13 protein-coding genes are annotated in these 16,460 nt (G+C 53.5%); 7 read left to right on the forward strand and 6 right to left on the reverse strand.

Annotation, left to right across the window (positions count from 1 at the left end; all coding sequences use genetic code 11):
* The first annotated feature begins 256 nt into the window (after nucleotides 1-256).
* The 3 genes from Pla22_RS21520 (at nucleotide 257) to Pla22_RS21530 (ending at nucleotide 5,836) form a co-directional block, all read left to right on the forward strand.
* Nucleotides 257-3,487, forward strand: coding sequence for a PSD1 and planctomycete cytochrome C domain-containing protein (locus Pla22_RS21520; RefSeq protein ID WP_146516864.1), 3,231 nt, complete (start codon nucleotides 257-259; stop codon nucleotides 3,485-3,487).
* A gap of 71 nt (nucleotides 3,488-3,558) precedes the next feature.
* A complete protein-coding gene (locus Pla22_RS21525; protein WP_146516865.1) occupies nucleotides 3,559-5,004 on the forward strand; it encodes a DUF1501 domain-containing protein in 1,446 nt (481 codons plus the stop codon).
* Between the two features lie 394 nt (nucleotides 5,005-5,398).
* A complete protein-coding gene (locus tag Pla22_RS21530) occupies nucleotides 5,399-5,836 on the forward strand; it encodes an AP2/ERF family transcription factor (RefSeq protein WP_146516866.1) in 438 nt (145 codons plus the stop codon).
* A 28-nt stretch (nucleotides 5,837-5,864) separates the two neighbouring features.
* Here Pla22_RS21530 and Pla22_RS21535 read toward each other — a convergent pair whose 3' ends face one another.
* From Pla22_RS21535 to Pla22_RS21560, 6 genes are all read right to left on the reverse strand, one after another.
* On the reverse strand, nucleotides 5,865-6,491 hold the full coding sequence (locus Pla22_RS21535) for a DNA-3-methyladenine glycosylase family protein (RefSeq protein ID WP_242632237.1): 627 nt from the start codon (nucleotides 6,489-6,491) through the stop codon (nucleotides 5,865-5,867).
* Nucleotides 6,488-8,293, reverse strand: a complete 1,806-nt coding sequence (gene pepF / locus Pla22_RS21540; protein ID WP_146516867.1) for an oligoendopeptidase F — start codon at nucleotides 8,291-8,293, stop codon at nucleotides 6,488-6,490. Before pepF ends, Pla22_RS21535 begins: the two co-directional genes overlap by 4 nt.
* Nucleotides 8,294-8,469: 176 nt before the next feature.
* Nucleotides 8,470-9,732 carry a recombinase family protein gene (locus tag Pla22_RS21545; RefSeq protein WP_146516868.1) on the reverse strand — a complete coding sequence of 421 codons (1,263 nt, stop codon included), beginning with the start codon at nucleotides 9,730-9,732 and terminating at the stop codon, nucleotides 8,470-8,472.
* A 333-nt stretch (nucleotides 9,733-10,065) separates the two neighbouring features.
* Nucleotides 10,066-11,220: a radical SAM family heme chaperone HemW gene (hemW, locus tag Pla22_RS21550; RefSeq protein WP_146516869.1), complete on the reverse strand. Its 1,155-nt coding sequence runs from the start codon at nucleotides 11,218-11,220 to the stop codon at nucleotides 10,066-10,068.
* Nucleotides 11,220-12,059, reverse strand: a complete 840-nt coding sequence (locus Pla22_RS21555; protein WP_146516870.1) for an MBL fold metallo-hydrolase — start codon at nucleotides 12,057-12,059, stop codon at nucleotides 11,220-11,222. The genes hemW and Pla22_RS21555 overlap by 1 nt, the downstream gene beginning before the upstream one ends.
* Before the next feature lie 125 nt (nucleotides 12,060-12,184).
* Nucleotides 12,185-12,988: a segregation and condensation protein A gene (locus Pla22_RS21560; RefSeq protein WP_146516871.1), complete on the reverse strand. Its 804-nt coding sequence runs from the start codon at nucleotides 12,986-12,988 to the stop codon at nucleotides 12,185-12,187.
* A 323-nt stretch (nucleotides 12,989-13,311) separates the two neighbouring features.
* Between Pla22_RS21560 and ilvN the strand changes: the two genes are divergently transcribed.
* The 4 genes from ilvN to Pla22_RS21580 all read left to right on the forward strand — a co-directional run bounded on the left by ilvN (nucleotide 13,312) and on the right by Pla22_RS21580 (nucleotide 16,457).
* Complete coding sequence (gene ilvN / locus Pla22_RS21565) at nucleotides 13,312-13,857, forward strand: acetolactate synthase small subunit (protein WP_146516872.1); 546 nt, start codon at nucleotides 13,312-13,314, stop codon at nucleotides 13,855-13,857.
* A gap of 141 nt (nucleotides 13,858-13,998) precedes the next feature.
* Nucleotides 13,999-15,003 (forward strand): ketol-acid reductoisomerase, encoded by a 1,005-nt coding sequence (gene ilvC, locus Pla22_RS21570; protein ID WP_146516873.1) that lies wholly within the window; start codon nucleotides 13,999-14,001, stop codon nucleotides 15,001-15,003.
* A 4-nt stretch (nucleotides 15,004-15,007) separates the two neighbouring features.
* On the forward strand, nucleotides 15,008-15,625 hold the full coding sequence (locus Pla22_RS21575) for a DUF4254 domain-containing protein (RefSeq protein WP_146516874.1): 618 nt from the start codon (nucleotides 15,008-15,010) through the stop codon (nucleotides 15,623-15,625).
* Between the two features lie 109 nt (nucleotides 15,626-15,734).
* Nucleotides 15,735-16,457, forward strand: a complete 723-nt coding sequence (locus Pla22_RS21580; RefSeq protein ID WP_146516875.1) for a 3-keto-disaccharide hydrolase — start codon at nucleotides 15,735-15,737, stop codon at nucleotides 16,455-16,457.
* Nucleotides 16,458-16,460: the final 3 nt, after the last annotated feature.

The following is a 16,460-nucleotide window of genomic DNA, read 5'->3' on the forward strand; positions in this document are numbered from 1 at the left end:
TCGGCATGTCGGAACCCTTTTGGATTCCCAAGTCCCACGGTGCAGGTGCCTCACGCGCCTGGACGCTCTTAATTTAAATATCGAATGGCAGAGTCTTCAAAGAGGACTCTGCTATCGTTGTAATATCACTTGGCGCGGCGAATCCAGGTCGTCAATGGTCTGCCAGTTGCCTTCGCGTAGCGGATGATCTTTTCGGTTAGGATAGAGGTCCCGCCCGGGCACTCTTGTTCCCGCCTTAAACCTCCGATCAAACGTTATGAAATTGCATACAGGAACGCACTGGTTCGCTGTCGGCCTGAGCACGCTTTTCGTTCTCGCTTCACAACTGCAAAGCCAACTATCTGCCGAAGACGCTGCACCGCCAACGAGTGCTCATAGCGGCGACGGCGAGATGTTAAGACTTCCTAAGACGGTGACCTTCAACGAGCACATCCGGCCGATCATGTCCGGAACCTGCTTCGCGTGCCATGGTCCCGACGAAGAGTCCAATGAAAGTGGGCTGCGACTCGACAGCTTCGAATTAGCAACCGAAGAATCGATCGTTCCGGGCGATGCTAAGTCATCGTTGGTCTACCAGCGACTGGAGAGTTCTGACTCACCCATGCCACCGGTTGAATTCCGCCACCAACTATCGAATTATGAAAAGGCACTGTTCGCAAAATGGATCGACGACGGAGCGAAGTACGAAGAGCATTGGTCGCTAACGCCGTTGGATCGACCTGCCTTTCCATCGTCCGGGCTGAAGACTTCTTCAGAACAAACCAACCCGATTGACCACTTCATCATCGCGAAATGTACCGAAGCGGGATTGTCGCTATCCGATACCGCGGACAAAGCGACACTGCTTCGTCGGCTGAGCCTCGATTTGATTGGCTTGCCGCCTACGTTGGAAGAGCTTGAAGACTTTTTGCTCGATGAATCAGACGAGGCGTATGAACGACAGGTTGACCGCCTTCTTGCTTCGCCGCACTACGGCGAGCGAATGGCAGCACCTTGGTTGGACATCGTTCGTTTCTCTGACACGGTCGGCTACCACGGCGACCAGAACGCTCGGATCTTTCCGTACCGCGATTATGTCATTGACTCGCTCAATGAAAACAAACCCTTCGATCAATTCACGCTTGAACAGTTGGCAGGCGACCTGCTGGACAATCCTACTGAGTCGCAATTGGTGGCCACTGGCCTGATTCGTCTCAACATGGTCACTCGTGAGGGGGGCGCACAACCGGGCGAGTATCTCGCTAAGTACAAAGCTGACCGCGTACGAATGCTAGGCACCGCTTGGCTGGGATCCACCACCGGTTGTTGCGAATGTCACAACCACAAGTTTGATCCGTTCAGCATCAAGGATTTCTATTCACTCGGAGCCTTCTTTGACGACGTGCAGCAATGGGGCGTCTACTCGGAATACGAATACACACCGAACAAAGACCTTCGAGGTTTCTCAAACGACTATCCGTTCCCACCAGAAATTCGTATTCGATCGAAGTCGCTCGATCCAGAGATCGCGCTGCTTGAGCGTGAAGCCGATTCAGCGATCTCTCGAACGATCGTTCCATCAACTTCTTTTGACGAAACCATCAAGCCATGGGCATTGGATCTCGCAGATTACCTTGCCCAGTACCCAACCGGATGGATGCCGGTTACGCCGAGTTCGATCGATGTTCAACACGATACGAACGTGCACACGACCGACTCGGCCGTCACCGTTAGCGTGGACCCGAAGAAGACGGATGTCATAACGTGGCGATACAAAGCTAGTGAGCCGATATCGATTCGCGCTATTGAGCTCAAAGTCCTTCCCGATGAAATCAATGGCATGCACGTCGGCAGGGCGAACGAAGGTCGCTTTTCCGTTCAAGTTTCGGCCGGACTTCGTTCATCCACCAGCGAGGACGAAACTCCGATCGCAATCGCGTTTGCTCAAGCAGACCGCCAAAACCCAAGCCAGTATGTCAGTGGGGAACCTCCACTATTCTTGGAAGATGTTTGGCGATCAGGACCAGCGAGATGGCAGTTGCCCGCCGACGAAACAAAGCTTCCTCATACGGCGGTTTACCACTTGGACCAATTGGTATCCCTGAAGCCGGGCGATGAACTCCTGCTGCGATTGGCATCCGATGACATTGGAAAGTTTGAAGTCTCGTTTTCTCCGCTGACACGATACGTCGCCGGACAACCATGCGTCACCGATACCTTGTCAAAGGCACTACGCCAATTGCAAAGCGATGCGACGATCCACGCTAGTGGGCGAGACGCAATCATCGGTGCGTACTATCGGCAATCAACCGCTACTAACAAGCAAGATTCCCGAGTGCTTGCCATCCGTGACCAAATACTCAAGTGCCGTAGCGGCTTGGCATGCTCACTCGTCTCGCAACCGGTCGAACCAGCGAAAATCCCTGTTGCCCGAGTTCTGCCGCGTGGCAACTGGCAAGATGAGACGGGGGAAATCGTAACACCAGCGTTTCCAGAATTCATGGTCGCGGGAACGCGATTCGAGAAAGAACCTGGACGACGTTTAACGCGAAAAGATCTTGCTCAATGGTTGACGTCAGACGAAAACCCTTTGGTGGCACGTCACTACGTGAATCGCACGTGGGAGCACTTCTTTGGTGTTGGACTATCAGCAAAGCTTGACGATCTGGGCAACCAAGGCGAATGGCCCAGCCATCCCCAGTTGCTTGACTGGCTAGCGACAGAGTTTCGCGAATCGTGGGACATGAAACACATCGCTCGCCTGATCGTCACCAGTGATACGTATCGGCAAGTCGCGGCCAAGCCTACCAATTCAGACAGCCCCAACCTTGCCATGATTGATCCGCACAACCGGCTGCTGTCTCAGCAATCAGCGCGGCGGTTGGAAGCGGAAATCGTTCGTGATAACGCTTTGTCGATCTCAGGACTATTGAATCGAGAGTTCGTGGGTGGACGCAGCGTGATGCCCTATCAGCCCGAGGGCTATTACGGAAACCTTCAATTTCCTAACCGAGAATATGAGCCTGATGAGACGTTTCGTCGTTATCGACGTGGTGTTTACATGCATTGGCAGCGAACGTTTTTGCATCCAATGCTGGTCAACTTTGATGCGCCTTCGCGGGACGAATGCGTCGCTGATCGCATCGAATCCAATAGCCCTCAACAGGCTTTGACGTTGCTGAATGATCCTACATTCGTCGAAGCATCGCGTGCATTTGCCGATCGCCTGATTCGGGAAATCTCCAACGGTGATATCGACGCTCAAACGCAACGAGCATTCCAAATCGCACTTTCGCGGTTGGCAACCGACGAGGAATTGCAGGGGTTGCGGCAATTGTATTCGACGCAGTTGAAGCACTTCACGGAATCCCCCGATGACGCAAAGCAATACCTTAGCGTCGGCGTCTATCAATCTAACGTCGGCAACGTCGACCAAGCTCATCACGCCGCACTATCACAAGTTTGCCGCGTGATCCTAAACCTACACGAAACGATCACTCGATTCTGACCGGCTCCACACTTCTGATCAGACAAGCGTTCTCTTTCGAGTGACAGTCCTTTCGCTAGACCGACAACATTATGAATCCCCAATCTCAAACGAACCTACAACGTCAACGCCTTGACTGGTCACGTCGAACGTTCCTATCAAATTCGTTCGCAGGAATCGGATCGTTCGCGCTGGCGTCCATGATGACCAACCAATCGGCAACCGCGCGCGAGGCCTCGCATCCGTGGCCCGCGTTGCAAGGACTTCCTCACTTCGCACCGAAGGCAAAACGCGTGGTTCACCTTTGCATGGCGGGTGGACCTTCGCATGTGGAATCCTTTGACCCCAAGCCTGAACTTGATCGCATCGATGGTCAAGCATTCCCCAGTTCGTTCACCGATGGCCAGCAACTTGCTCAGTTGCAGAACGCTGCGCTAAAGGCACGTAAATCATTCGTCAAGTTTAAGAAGTGGGGACAATCAGGAACCGAAGTCTCGGAGCTGTTCCCCGAAATCGGAGCGATTGCTGACGAGATCGCAGTCATTCGCAGCATGACCACCGAGCAGATCAACCATGACACCGCCCACGCGTTCATGAACACCGGCTCGATTATCAAGGGTCGGCCGTCGATGGGTTCGTGGGTCCTGTACGGTCTCGGGGCCGAGACTGAAAATCTACCTGGGTACGTGGTCATGACGTCCCAGGGTCCCGGAGCCCAACCTGTTTCCGCTCGGCAATGGTCAGCCGGATCTTTACCCAGCAAGTTTCAAGGGGTGGCGTTCCAAAGCAAAGGAAAGCCAGTTCACTACATCGGCAACCCAGACGGGGTGTGCCAATCGACCCAAAGACAAGTGGTCGACGAAATTCAACGACTCAACGGTTTACTCGAATCTCGATATGGTGATGGCGAAATCGCGACTCGCATTTCACAGTACGAGATGGCGTTTCAGATGCAGTCGGCCGTTCCAGACCTTGCTGACATGTCCAACGAAACGCAAGAAACGCTTGATATGTACGGTGTCAAACGGCCCGGTGACGGGTCCTATGCATCGAATTGTTTGCTGGCTCGTCGGTTGTTGCAACGCGGCGTTCGCTTCGTCCAACTTTATCATCGCGGTTGGGATCATCACAGCGATTTGGAACGGAACTTCACGATCGCAGCAGGTGATTGTGATCGGCCGAGCGCAGCGCTTGTGAAAGACCTTAAGCGATTAGGACTCTTGGACGACACGCTCGTGATCTGGGGAGGCGAATTCGGGAGAACTCCGATGGCGCAGGGCAGCGGACGCGATCACCACATCAACGCATTCAGCCTTTGGATGGCCGGCGGCGGCGTGAAGCCTGGGATTGTCTACGGCTCCACAGACGAATTGGGATACAACAGCGTCGAAAACATTGTCAGCGTGCATGACTTGCACGCGACGATGCTGCACCTGTTCGGAATCAATCACAATCAGTTTACCGAGCAATTTCAAGGACTTGATGTAAAGCTCACCGGAGTCGAACCTGCTCGAGTGGTTCACGACATCATCAGCTAGTTCTCGCCTGGTTCTCAGCTAGTTCTCAGCTAGTTCTTGCTCTCGATCTAGGTGACCGCGAAGGCAGTGTGAATCGCAAAGCTTGCTATGGGCCAGCGACAAGCATCCGCCAATCCATGGCACACGGCGGCGCAACTGCAAACTGCACGGCAACTGCAAACTGCGCGGCAACTGCAAACTGTGCGTTGACCGCACACACGGCATAGCAGGTGCACACACTGGAGCCACTGAGATTCGCATAGCGAGAATGCAACGGTGCGGCGAATGCATGATGCGACGTGATGTTTCAATATGTATCAGACCTGGACCAAACATTGCACCTGAGTATGATGTCGGCGGGGCGAACGTCATAACTCTTCTTTTCCGCTTCCACTAGGTGACACCACATCCCCCCATGAATGCTAATCGAAACATCATTCGGCTCGACCGAGAAACAGCAAGCGGTGGATTCTTAGTTCGAATCACTCGCAAAGGTAAGCTCACTTCTCAATACTTTCGCGACGAAGACTACGGCGGTAAACGCAAAGCGCTCGCCGCCGCTAAAGAGTACCGTGACAAAATCGAAGCAACCAAGAAGGGATACTCGACCAAAGAACTCGCTAAACGAGCTCGCGCGAACAATACGTCGGGCATCACCGGCGTTCGATTGGTGACGGAAGTTGATCCGCGTTGGCCATCGGAACCCGAGTACAAGTACTGGGTCGCCCAATGGAGTCCCAGCAAGGGCGTGCGAAAAACAAAACGCTTCTCGGTCGATAAATACGGTGACAAGGAAGCCTATCGGTTGGCGGTAAAGGCCCGCAATCGAGGCGTCGCCAACATGGATTCCTAGGAATCCTGATGACCTTGGGTGCTTTCGTCTACTTGCGTCGGCTCAAGTAGTCCTGCCAGATCATTCGCGTGGCGACGCTGCGATAGGGTCGCCACGATTCGGCACGATCAAGAATGGCCTGTCGATCAGCATAGGCTACGGCGTCAATCGTCTTGATACCGTTAACCAGTGCTAAGTCGCCAATTGGAAACACGTCGGGCCTGAGCAAGCCCATGATCAAGAAAACATCGGCGGTCCAATCGCCCATGCCAAGCCGCGACGTAATCTGCTGTCGCACGGCTTCGTCGCTGAGGTGACGAAGCCGCCCAATTTGAAATCGTCTTTCGGCAACGTCTTCGGCGAGCGATAGCGAGTAGCGAGCCTTTTGACGACTGAAGCCAATACCGCGCAGACCTGCGTCGCCAACTTCAATGATGGCCTGGGGCGTGACATTGTCATTGCAGGCCGTACAAAACTTATCGAACGTACTTTTGGCTGATGCCAAAGAAACCTGCTGTTCTAAGATAATCCGTACAAACGTGGACAAGGTGGCGGGACGCTTCCACAACGGCGGCGGTCCGTGTTGGCGAAGGACCTTCGCCAAATTGGGATCACGGCGAGCCAGTGTTTTGGCTGCGGAAGCTACCGCCTGTTTGTCGAGCGTTTCGATGCTCACAACAACGAATCAAGCTCTTGCGTTAACGTTGCGAACCTTTTCAATGTGGTAGCGACCGGCTCCGGCTTCGTCATGTCGACACCAGCATCACGAAGCAAGTCGAGCGGATCCTTGCTGCAACCGCCTTTCAAGAACGACAAGTAGTCCGCTAACTCGCTGGGTCCCCCTTCAAGAACACGCCGTGAAAGCGCGACCGCGGCACTCAGGCCGGTTGCATACTTGTAAACGTAGAAGGCTCGATAGAAATGCGGAATTCGGAAGCACTCGAGTTCCAATTCCTTGTCAATCACAAAATCGGGACCAAAGTAAGCTTCGAGCAGTTCGCGATAGGCCGCTTTGAAAGAATCGACGGTAAGCGGTTCGCCGGCTTCCGCCATCTCGTGAGTCTTCTTTTCAAACTCGGCAAACATCGTTTGGCGAACAACCGTAGCTCGAATGCTGTCGAGTTCGTTGTTAATCAAATAGGCGCGTTCTTTATCGTCAGCCGCGTTCTTAACGAGGTATTCGGTCAGCAATTGCTCATTGAAGGTACTGGCAACTTCGGCGACAAAGATCGTGTAGTTGTAGTACTGGAACGGCTGGTGATTAGAGGAATACCAACTGTGCATCGAGTGACCGGCTTCGTGCGTCAGCGTGAAAACATCGTTGAGCACTTCCGGTTTGTAGTTCATCAGGATGTAAGGGTCGGCAGCGTACGATCCACAACTGAAAGCTCCGCTTTGTTTCCCACGGTTGGGATACCTATCTGCCCAACGACCCCGCAGCCCCGTTTCGAGCGTTGCCAAATACTCGTCACCTAAAGGTTGCAGAGATTCAAGCACCACATCAACAGCTTGATCCCACGAGTGATGCTTTTCGATGTCCGAAAGAATCGGAACATACGTGTCATAGTGATGAATGTCCTTCAACCCCATTTTGCGGCGCCGAACATCGAGATAGTGATGAACGCTTGGCAGTGATTCACGTACTGCGGAAATCAAATTGTCGTAAACGGCGACCGGGACGTTATCGGGGAACAGCGACGCCTCAAGAGAACTCGTGTAGTTACGAGCTTTCGCGTAGTAGACGTCTCGCTGAACACTTCCGCACAGCGTGGCGGCAAACGTGTTCTCATGAGCGGCAAAGGCTTGGTAATACTGGTGAAAGGCACCTCGACGAACTTTTCGGTCAGGACTAATCAGCAACTGTCCGAACGTGGCATGCGAAAGTTCCAATTTGCGGTCTTTATGGTCAGTGATTTCACCGAACTTTAAGTCCGCATCATTGAGTTGACGAAACGCATTGCCAGCCGCCGCCGCCATTTCACCTTGCATGGCGAGCAGTCGCTCTTCGTTGTCGGTAAGCGTGTGCGGTCGATAGCGAACGAGCCGTTCGAGTTGCAATTGATAAGGTTCGACAGCAGGATCGCTGATCAATTCATCCATTTTGGCCTGATCGATCGCCAGCAACTCTGGACGCATGTACGAAGCCGCCTGCCCCGCTCTAACGGCCAAGTTCTGATAGCGTGACTTCATTCCCTGGTAGTGACTATCACCTTGATCTTCGGTGGTCTTCAAGAACGCATAAGTCCCGAGCTTCTCGGCAACCTTATCAAAGTCGTTGTCAAAGTTCAGAGCTTTCGCAAGCGTCGCCGCAGATTCGCCAAGCTTGCCGCGAAACGTCTCGAACGTCGGGATCAGCGAGTCGAGTCTCTTAAAGTCTTGCTCCCATGCTTGGTCATCGGCATACAGGCTTGAAAGGTCCCAGCAGTCCGCGGGACTGACTTCTTTTCGACTTGGAAGGGTAGCGGTCGCGGTGCTCATACGAAATCCATCGTCCGTGGTAGAGAAAATTTGTGAAGACGGCGTGCTGCGCCGTGTCGGATGCGGTAGCAACAGTGTAGCGATGCCGTCATCGGCAACGAAGGGTGCCGGAAGAATACGAAAACGACCGAAGACGAAAACGGCCGAATAGACGCCGTCATAAGAATGATCAGTGTTTACTCGCCACGAGGTGACCAGGTCGCCGCCGCGGTTCGTTCACGCAAATCGAGTTTTGCGTCACATCGCATTTCATCCTGATCACTTCGCAACCGGACATGCACGATGATTTTGTCGGATTGCGGTAGCTTGCCAGTCCAGCTTAGCGGGATTTCCAATCCGACCGTCGAATCCTCGGCTATCATCGCAGCGACTTGCTGGGGCGTAAAATCCCAGCGGCCAAGGCGAGCTTCACTTGAATCTCGTGTGGGGTCTAGCACGACAACACTTAGGTTGGCTTCAATGTCAAATTGAGACAAGTCAACATTTCGGCCTAACCGATCAAGGGCCGCCACAACAATGGTCGCGCCATCGAGCATGGTACCATCGCGATGGCCCACTGAAAGTGAAGGGTGGATTCGCAACCGATCTGGGACACCCGTAGGATTAGTTACTCCGGTCGGAAGCAAAATTCGGCCAGGCGGATCTTCAAGTTCGCCGCTCGGTGGCGGTGGTGTGACTTCCCCAGGAATGATTGGATCGACTTTCAAGTCCTTTTCGCCAGGAGGCATCGGTCCGCCAGGTGCAGGCTGCAACGGGGGCGGAGTGAAAGGCTCGTTCTTAGGCGTTTGGCCTGATGGAACCGCAGGCTTGGGATCGGCAAGCTTTGTCGATGGCGGAGTGAAGGCATCGTCCTTGAAGTCCGAATCGGTAGGATCGACGGTAGGATCGATCAGGGGCTTGCGTCTTGGTGGCGGTAACGTTTCGAAACTATCTTCGTCTTCGCCTTCATTCGACTCTGCACCGTTATCACCCGCGTTTGGATCAAAGGGTTCACCCATGTCGAAATTGGGAATATCAAGTTCACCGCTGGGCTCTGAATCTTCAAAACCATGATCAAGGGTTGGCTCACTTGATGCTCCCATGGGCTCATCAGTGAGTGGTTCGTTGGCATGCAAGTCAGGAACAGGAACCGGAACTCCGGCTTCAATCGGAAGTGGCTTGGTATCGAGTAAGCGATTCGATGTTGGTGGATGCTGGTGTCGCGGCTTTAGCCCCACGTCGCTTGGCGTTGGAATCCGAGTGGCTTCCGCATGCTGCTCATAGCGTTGCAGCTTATCTTGCAGTTTTCGGTTTTGAAAATCGGCGTCGTAGAGCTGGTCTTCCAGCACGCGAATTTCGCTAGCCATGCGTTGCTGGTAAAGATCGCTGTGTGCCCGATTGCTGCAGCCAATCGGCGCGCAAAGGGAAGCAGTCGCGAACATCCAAGAGATGATCAACATGGCGTTGTTTATGCGTTGGGAGGGACAGCCCAGTTTCACGACGTGAGACGACCGATGCGAAAGGGATGGAAAGGCACAATATCGGGGAATGACATCGTGCCAACCTTTGGTACTGGTCCGTGAAACACCGCCATACGTCATTTCGATGCGATCATTCGGCACGAACCCGATAAGCTCGATTAGCATGCCAGCTAGAATCCCGTCAACGCTGAAACGCATTAAACGCCGATTCGCGAGGGTCTCAACGTCACGCGAAGGCCGCAAAAACACAACGCTTTTTGGCGAAATCGTGTCAATTCACGGCACCTGGACATGGCTAAGTGGGCGAGGCGGTCAACCCAATAATTCGCGAGCAACCGCGTCGGCAAAAAGAATGCCTTCATCGGTAAGCTTCAAGTGCGAGTTGGCAATCGTTGCCCAACCGGACTCTTCAATGCGCTGAAATTCTTCCTTGCACAACGTGTGCAGGTCGACTCCGCAGCTCTGTGAAACTTCGTCGATATCGATGCCGTCAATCATGCGAGCACCGAACGCCAAACGTTCGCGGGCATATTGGGTCGGTGAAAGTTCATCAACCTCAGCAACAACAGTATGATCGGCTTCCATTTTCTTCAGGTACGTTGTCGTGCTGCGATGATTGACCTCGCGGCGACCTCCGACAAAACGAGCGGCACCGGGCCCCGCAGCAAACCAACCACGTCCATCCCAGTAGGCCATGTTGTGGCGGCATCGAGAGCCAACGCGAGCGAAGCTGGAAATTTCGTAGTGAGCCAGTCCCGCGCCGGCCGTCATTTGACGCGAGAGCTGATACATTTCGATTTCAAGATCCTCTTTGTGCGAATGCAGTTGGCCGGCTTCACGCCGTTTCCAAAACGAGGTGCCTTTCTCGAACGTTAACGCATACGTTGAAAGATGTTCGATCGGCAACTCGAGTGCCGTCTCTAAGTCGTCCTGCCACACCTCAAGCGTTTCCTCGGGCGCGGCAAAGATAAGGTCCAAGGATACATTCTTGATTCGGCTAGCCACCATTTTGATTGCCTCGGTAGCCGACACACCGCTGTGCCCGCGTTCCAAGACCGCCAACTTGTCTGCATTGAAGGACTGTACTCCCAGACTCATTCGGTTAACGCCATGCCGAACAAGCACGTCTAGTTTGTTGGCGTCGATGTCTTCTGGATTCGCCTCCACAGACCATTCAATCTTTTCAGACAGTTCAAATCGCTCTGCTAACAAACCTAAGAAGCGGTCTAACTCAGGTGCATCCAAGTGCGTCGGCGTTCCGCCACCGATGAACAAAGTATCGATTTGAGGGCGATTTAGCAGGCTTAGTTCACGATCGATCGCCGCGATGAACCTTGCGATAAGATCGTCACGACCGGCCACGACACTGAAATTGCAGTATCCACAACGATGCCGACAAAAGGGCACATGAATGTAGGCTGATCGAGGAACAGGCCAGCCGCCGGGAGGTTCCTGATCGTTCGTCATCAAACCCACAATTTCAATTTACCGCCCAGTTGGTCAGGTAAGCCTTTGTTGACGAACCGTTTGACCTGAGCATCATTGTATCGGGTGCTCAAATGAGCGGCGATCACGAGTTCGTTCTCGAACCGATCGGCTCGTTTGCGAAAGTCATCGATGTGCGTGTGACCGTGCTTGTGGATTTTGTCGGTTCGATGTTCGGGTGCCACGAAGGTCATTTCGCTAATCAGGATCTTTGACTCAAAGAACACGGGATTCTGGTCGAGGCCTTTCGGGTTCGTGTCCCCGGTGTAAGCAACAACAGGAATCTGAGTTTCTTCGGTAACTTCGGTGCCTGAAAGTTTCAAATCACGAATCTCACTGCCCTGCAGTCCTTGGAACTCGGGCTTGAGCTTATGTCGACGCTGATGGATGACGAATCCAAGCGAATCGATCGTGTGAACGGTCGGCAACGCCGTCACGACATATTCGCGACTGAGGTCGTGCTTATCGCCCGGCATCAAACCCACCAATTCACAAGGCATCGCGCCTCGATCGAGCTTGCGAAACATTTGCAGCATGTCCCAGGCTGTATCGACCGCAGAGTCAGGCAGATAAATCACCGGTGGATCCATCTTCATCATACGTCGACGAGAAACGTACGCCGGCAGCGCGGCAATGTGATCGAGGTGCGAGTGACTGATGAACATCGTCGAGGTGCCCATAAAGTCCCAAGGCTGAACCCCGCAATCAAACAGAACCTTTAGTTCGTTGATACGCCAACAGGTTTGCACCGCGGCGCGCGAGTATCCCTCGATGGTCAAGCCATCATGGGCGTGTTTCAACAGGGGAACGTTCTCAACCATGAATATCAGAAGCGAGTGTTGGAGAATCGCATTCGGCGATCGTCTGCGATTGAATCACGATTCATCACAGGTACGACGACTGCGTCACTTAAAATCGGCGTCACTTAAGCGCAGAGGGACGAATCTTAGCGTGGAGTTCCCGGCATGTTGACCGCCTTGAACTCTTCCGCACCGTAATTGTCCACTTCGTTGACATCCAGCGACTCGCTGTAGTTCGCCGTCCTGACGACATAAATATCGCCGCCGTCGCCCTCTTCGACCGCTGCACCATGGTGACGAGTCAATTCCAACGTGGCCAAGAACCATCCAATCACAGCGGATTTATGGATACCACCTTCCACCAAATCGAAGAGCGGAAGCCGATCGTGTTGACGAAGCCGGTCATGGATTCGCTGCATGTAGATATGAATCGGCGTATCGTCATAAATCACTTCGGTCTGCGGTGGACCACCTGACTCAAGCATGATGCGACCGAACGCACTGACCAAATCCCAGATTTCGAGATCCACGATCGGCTGATCACCCGGGTCCACTCGTCGCGAAGGCAAGTCATCGCTCATCCGCTCGTAACGAGATTGCCAACGGGTGCCCATTTCGTCCAGGATAGCCGCTGCGTCTCGAATTTCCTTGTACTCCAACAATCGCTCCACAAGTTCGGACTGCGGATCCTCGATCGTTTCTTCGTCCGTCTCTTCTTCGATTTTTGGCAAGACCGCTTGGCTCTTGATCTCAACCAATGTGCTCGCCAAGTCGATGAAGTCGCCCACCTCACCCAGATCCATTTCCTGCAGGAGCTCGATGTAACCGAGATACTGGTCCACAATCTTCGAAAGCGACATTTCCGTCAGATTGACCTCGTGTCGGCGGACGAGGTAAAGCAGCAGGTCCAGGGGGCCTCGGTAGGCTGGTAGCTCGATGCGAAAGGACATGCGGGGGAGCTTTTAGGACGAAAGTGAAAGGGAAATGGAAGTCGCGGGAGCGGGGCAGGGCACCTAAGTGGTCAATTTTGCCCAGAATGCTGTAACCGTTCGTCAAACCCGATTGAAAGTGGTTGATTCTGGCGGTGCCGCAAATCGCAGCCCTTGTTGGATATACGGGCCAAAATTATGATGCTCGGCTGTGGCGGTTAAACCAACCCCAATTCCGCGTGTCGAGGCCGAAAAGCTGGCCCGCACGCATCCCCCCGCGATCTCTAGTATACGACTCGTGGGCACCGTTTCTCGAATCTACCGAAATCTGTTCGGCACTTCCGATGTCCAATCCCAACCAGCGACACGTTATTTCTGCACTGGTGCAGAACGTGCCCGGCGTGCTTGCCCATATCTCGGGCATGCTCGCTTCTCGCGGTTTCAATATCGACTCATTAGCAGTCGGTGAAACCGAAAACCCTCATTTGTCGCGGATGACGTTCGTCGTCGTCGGCGATGACCGCGTCTTGGAACAAGTCGGCAAGCAGCTCGAAAAGATCGTCACCGTCGTCAAGGTTCTTGACGTCAGCAGCCGGGATTACGTTGAGCGTGATTTACTTTTGATGAAAGTCAAAGCGCCTGCGGGCAATGCTCGCAGCGAAGTGCGTGAACTGGTTGATATCTTCCGCGGTCGTATCGTCGACGTGGGACCGGACGAAATCATGGTCGAAATTAGCGGCCGCGAAAACAAGGTCCAAGCTTTCATCGAACGTATGCGACCCTACGGCATTAGCGAATTGGTCCGTACTGGTCGCATTGCCATGGTCCGTAGCGCATCGAGCGAACTAACGCGTGCCTCGGATAACGCGGCGTCGCGAGCTGCTTCCTAAAGTCGACATCGACATCCACGTCTTGCTTGATCGCAGACGTTGGTGTGCATCGTTGACGATACCACTCATTGAATCAGGTGCGTCGAAACACGCACCGGAAAACCATCCCCTTCCCAATACCGAACACCATTTATTAAAGCCATGGCTGCAACGATTTACTACGAAAACGACGCTGACCTTTCTCACCTCAAAGGCAAGACGATCGCCATCTTGGGTTACGGATCCCAAGGACACGCTCAAGCTCAAAACCTTCGCGACAGCGGCTGCAACGTCGTCATCGGACAACGCGAGGGCTCGCCCAACTACGACTTGGCTGTCTCACACGGCTTCAAGCCTATGTCGATCGCCGAAGCAACCAAGGCGGCGGACATCGTCAACGTTTTGCTTCCCGATGAAGTCCAAGGTGACATCTACGCGAACGAAATCCGAGACAACATGAAGCCTGGCGATGTGCTCATGTGCTCGCACGGTTTCAACATTCACTTCGGCCAAATTGTCCCCACCAAGGGCATCGACACACTGTTGATCGCTCCCAAAGGCCCCGGCCACTTGGTCCGTAGCGAGTACGAAAAGGGTGGTGGAGTTCCTTGCTTGATCGCTTTGGGCGACGACGCATCGGAAAGCACCAAGCAAATTGGCTTGGCATACGCTAAAGGCATCGGCGGTACTCGTGGTGGTGTGATCGAAACCTCGTTCGCCGAAGAAACCGAAACGGACCTGTTCGGCGAGCAAGTCGTTCTTTGCGGCGGCATGAGCGAGTTAGTTAAGGCTGGTTTCGAAACGCTTGTTGAAGCGGGCTACCAACCTGAAATGGCTTACTTCGAGTGCATGCACGAGCTGAAGCTGATCGTCGACCTGCTTTACCAAGGCGGTTTGAGCTACATGCGTTACAGCATCTCAAACACTGCCGAGTACGGCGATTACGTTAGCGGACCTCGAATCATCACGGCTGAAACTAAAGCCGAGATGAAGAAGATCCTTACCGAAATCCAAACTGGCGAATTTGCTCGCAAGTGGATTTCCGAAAACCGCGCCGGAGCGCCATTCTTCAAGACCACTCGTCGTCGCGAACGACTTCACGGTGTTGAGCAAGTTGGTCTTGGTCTGCGTCGCATGATGACCTGGATCGAAGAAAAGGAAGTTTGATCTTATGAGTGCTTCTCAAGCGTTTCCGTCGGTTACGCAACTTACAAAATTGCAAATCGATGCTGTCGAACGATGGCACCGAGAACCGATCGACAATCCTTTTTCGGGATCGGAAACGAGCATTGAAGCACTCGTATGCCAGCAACACGAGTTCAACTATCGGTTGTGGCATGAAGAAGATACCGCTCGCAGTCCGTCCGCAACGGACCAAGAGATCGCTCAAGTCAAACGGGCTATTGATAAACTCAATCAAGCCCGTAATGACATGATCGAAAAGGTGGATGACGCGATCACCGCGATGATCGCGTCGGCAGGTGTGGATGCGAAAGATGCGCCGATCAATACCGAAACCTCAGGTTCGGCAATCGATCGTTTGTCGATCATGGCGTTACGCTTATATCACTACCGCGAACAGGCGGATCGTGAAGGCATTGATGCAGAACAGCGTCAAAAGGTGCTTGACCGAATTGCATTGTGTGAACAACAGCACGCGGATCTATCAAAGTCGTTGCAGCAACAACTTGACGATATCTTCGCTGGTCGCCGCCAGCATCGGACCTATCGACAGATGAAGATGTACAACGATCCATCACTCAATCCGGCAATCTACGGTAGCAAGTAACGGCAGCTCTCGAATCCCGGGCAACTGCGAACTATCACTTCACGTAGCACAACGTCATCGAACCAGCGGTGTACAATCGAGAACTCTGCACTAGTTCTCGAGGTACACCATGCTCCGACGCGTCAGTTTCTCCGTTGCCATACTCGCAGTTTGCTTAGCCGCACCAAGCTACGCTGACGAGCCCAACCCTCGCGGCGCACTCGTTAACGGCGATGGCCCCGGTTGGGTCATGCTTGATGGTGACGACTTTGTCCGCGTCAATGGCGATGACAAAACGCTCGTTTGGAACGGGTCATTGGCGATTGGCAGCGGAAAGCCCATCGGAGTGACGCGTTCGGTAAAGCAGTACAAGAATTTTGAACTGCTGATCGAGTGGCAACACAAAGAGTTCGCGGGTAACTCAGGCGTTTTCGTTTGGGTTCCTGAGTCTGCGCTGAACCAACTGCCACCCGACGAACTGCCCAACGCTGGTATTGAAATCCAGATGCTCGACCATGGCTATAAAGCCAAGTATTTAAGGGACGGCGGTAAGCCGCCTCTTTTCTTTTCCACCAACGGCGACGTGTTTGCGGTTGGCGAATCGACGATGACACCGTTTGAGCCACTTTCGCCCAATGGATCCCGCAGCTTTCCTAGTGAAGACCGAAGCAAAGGATTCGGAAGCTGGAACCACTACTACGTTCGCGCCATCAATGGTGAAGTGCGGTTGTGGGTTAACGGAGCGGAAGTATCAGGTGGTCGGGACTGCAACCCTAGCGAAGGCTACCTTTGCTTGGAAAGTGAAGGTGCGCCCATTCTGTTTCGCAATATACGAATTCGAGAGTTGCCGTAATCA

This window comes from Rubripirellula amarantea (assembly GCF_007859865.1).
Lineage (GTDB): Bacteria > Planctomycetota > Planctomycetia > Pirellulales > Pirellulaceae > Rubripirellula > Rubripirellula amarantea.

Bases quoted from the DNA above. Each gene is read 5' to 3' on its own strand.
- Pla22_RS21520 (WP_146516864.1), top strand. From the start codon at position 257: ATGAAATTGCATACAGGAACGCACTGGTTCGCTGTCGGCCTGAGCACG.
- Pla22_RS21525 (WP_146516865.1), top strand. From the start codon at position 3,559: ATGAATCCCCAATCTCAAACGAACCTACAACGTCAACGCCTTGACTGG.
- Pla22_RS21530 (WP_146516866.1), top strand. From the start codon at position 5,399: ATGAATGCTAATCGAAACATCATTCGGCTCGACCGAGAAACAGCAAGC.
- pepF (WP_146516867.1), bottom strand. From the start codon at position 8,293: ATGAGCACCGCGACCGCTACCCTTCCAAGTCGAAAAGAAGTCAGTCCC.
- Pla22_RS21545 (WP_146516868.1), bottom strand. From the start codon at position 9,732: ATGTTGATCATCTCTTGGATGTTCGCGACTGCTTCCCTTTGCGCGCCG.
- hemW (WP_146516869.1), bottom strand. From the start codon at position 11,220: ATGACGAACGATCAGGAACCTCCCGGCGGCTGGCCTGTTCCTCGATCA.
- Pla22_RS21555 (WP_146516870.1), bottom strand. From the start codon at position 12,059: ATGGTTGAGAACGTTCCCCTGTTGAAACACGCCCATGATGGCTTGACC.
- Pla22_RS21560 (WP_146516871.1), bottom strand. From the start codon at position 12,988: ATGTCCTTTCGCATCGAGCTACCAGCCTACCGAGGCCCCCTGGACCTG.
- ilvN (WP_146516872.1), top strand. From the start codon at position 13,312: ATGTCCAATCCCAACCAGCGACACGTTATTTCTGCACTGGTGCAGAAC.
- ilvC (WP_146516873.1), top strand. From the start codon at position 13,999: ATGGCTGCAACGATTTACTACGAAAACGACGCTGACCTTTCTCACCTC.
- Pla22_RS21575 (WP_146516874.1), top strand. From the start codon at position 15,008: ATGAGTGCTTCTCAAGCGTTTCCGTCGGTTACGCAACTTACAAAATTG.
- Pla22_RS21580 (WP_146516875.1), top strand. From the start codon at position 15,735: ATGCTCCGACGCGTCAGTTTCTCCGTTGCCATACTCGCAGTTTGCTTA.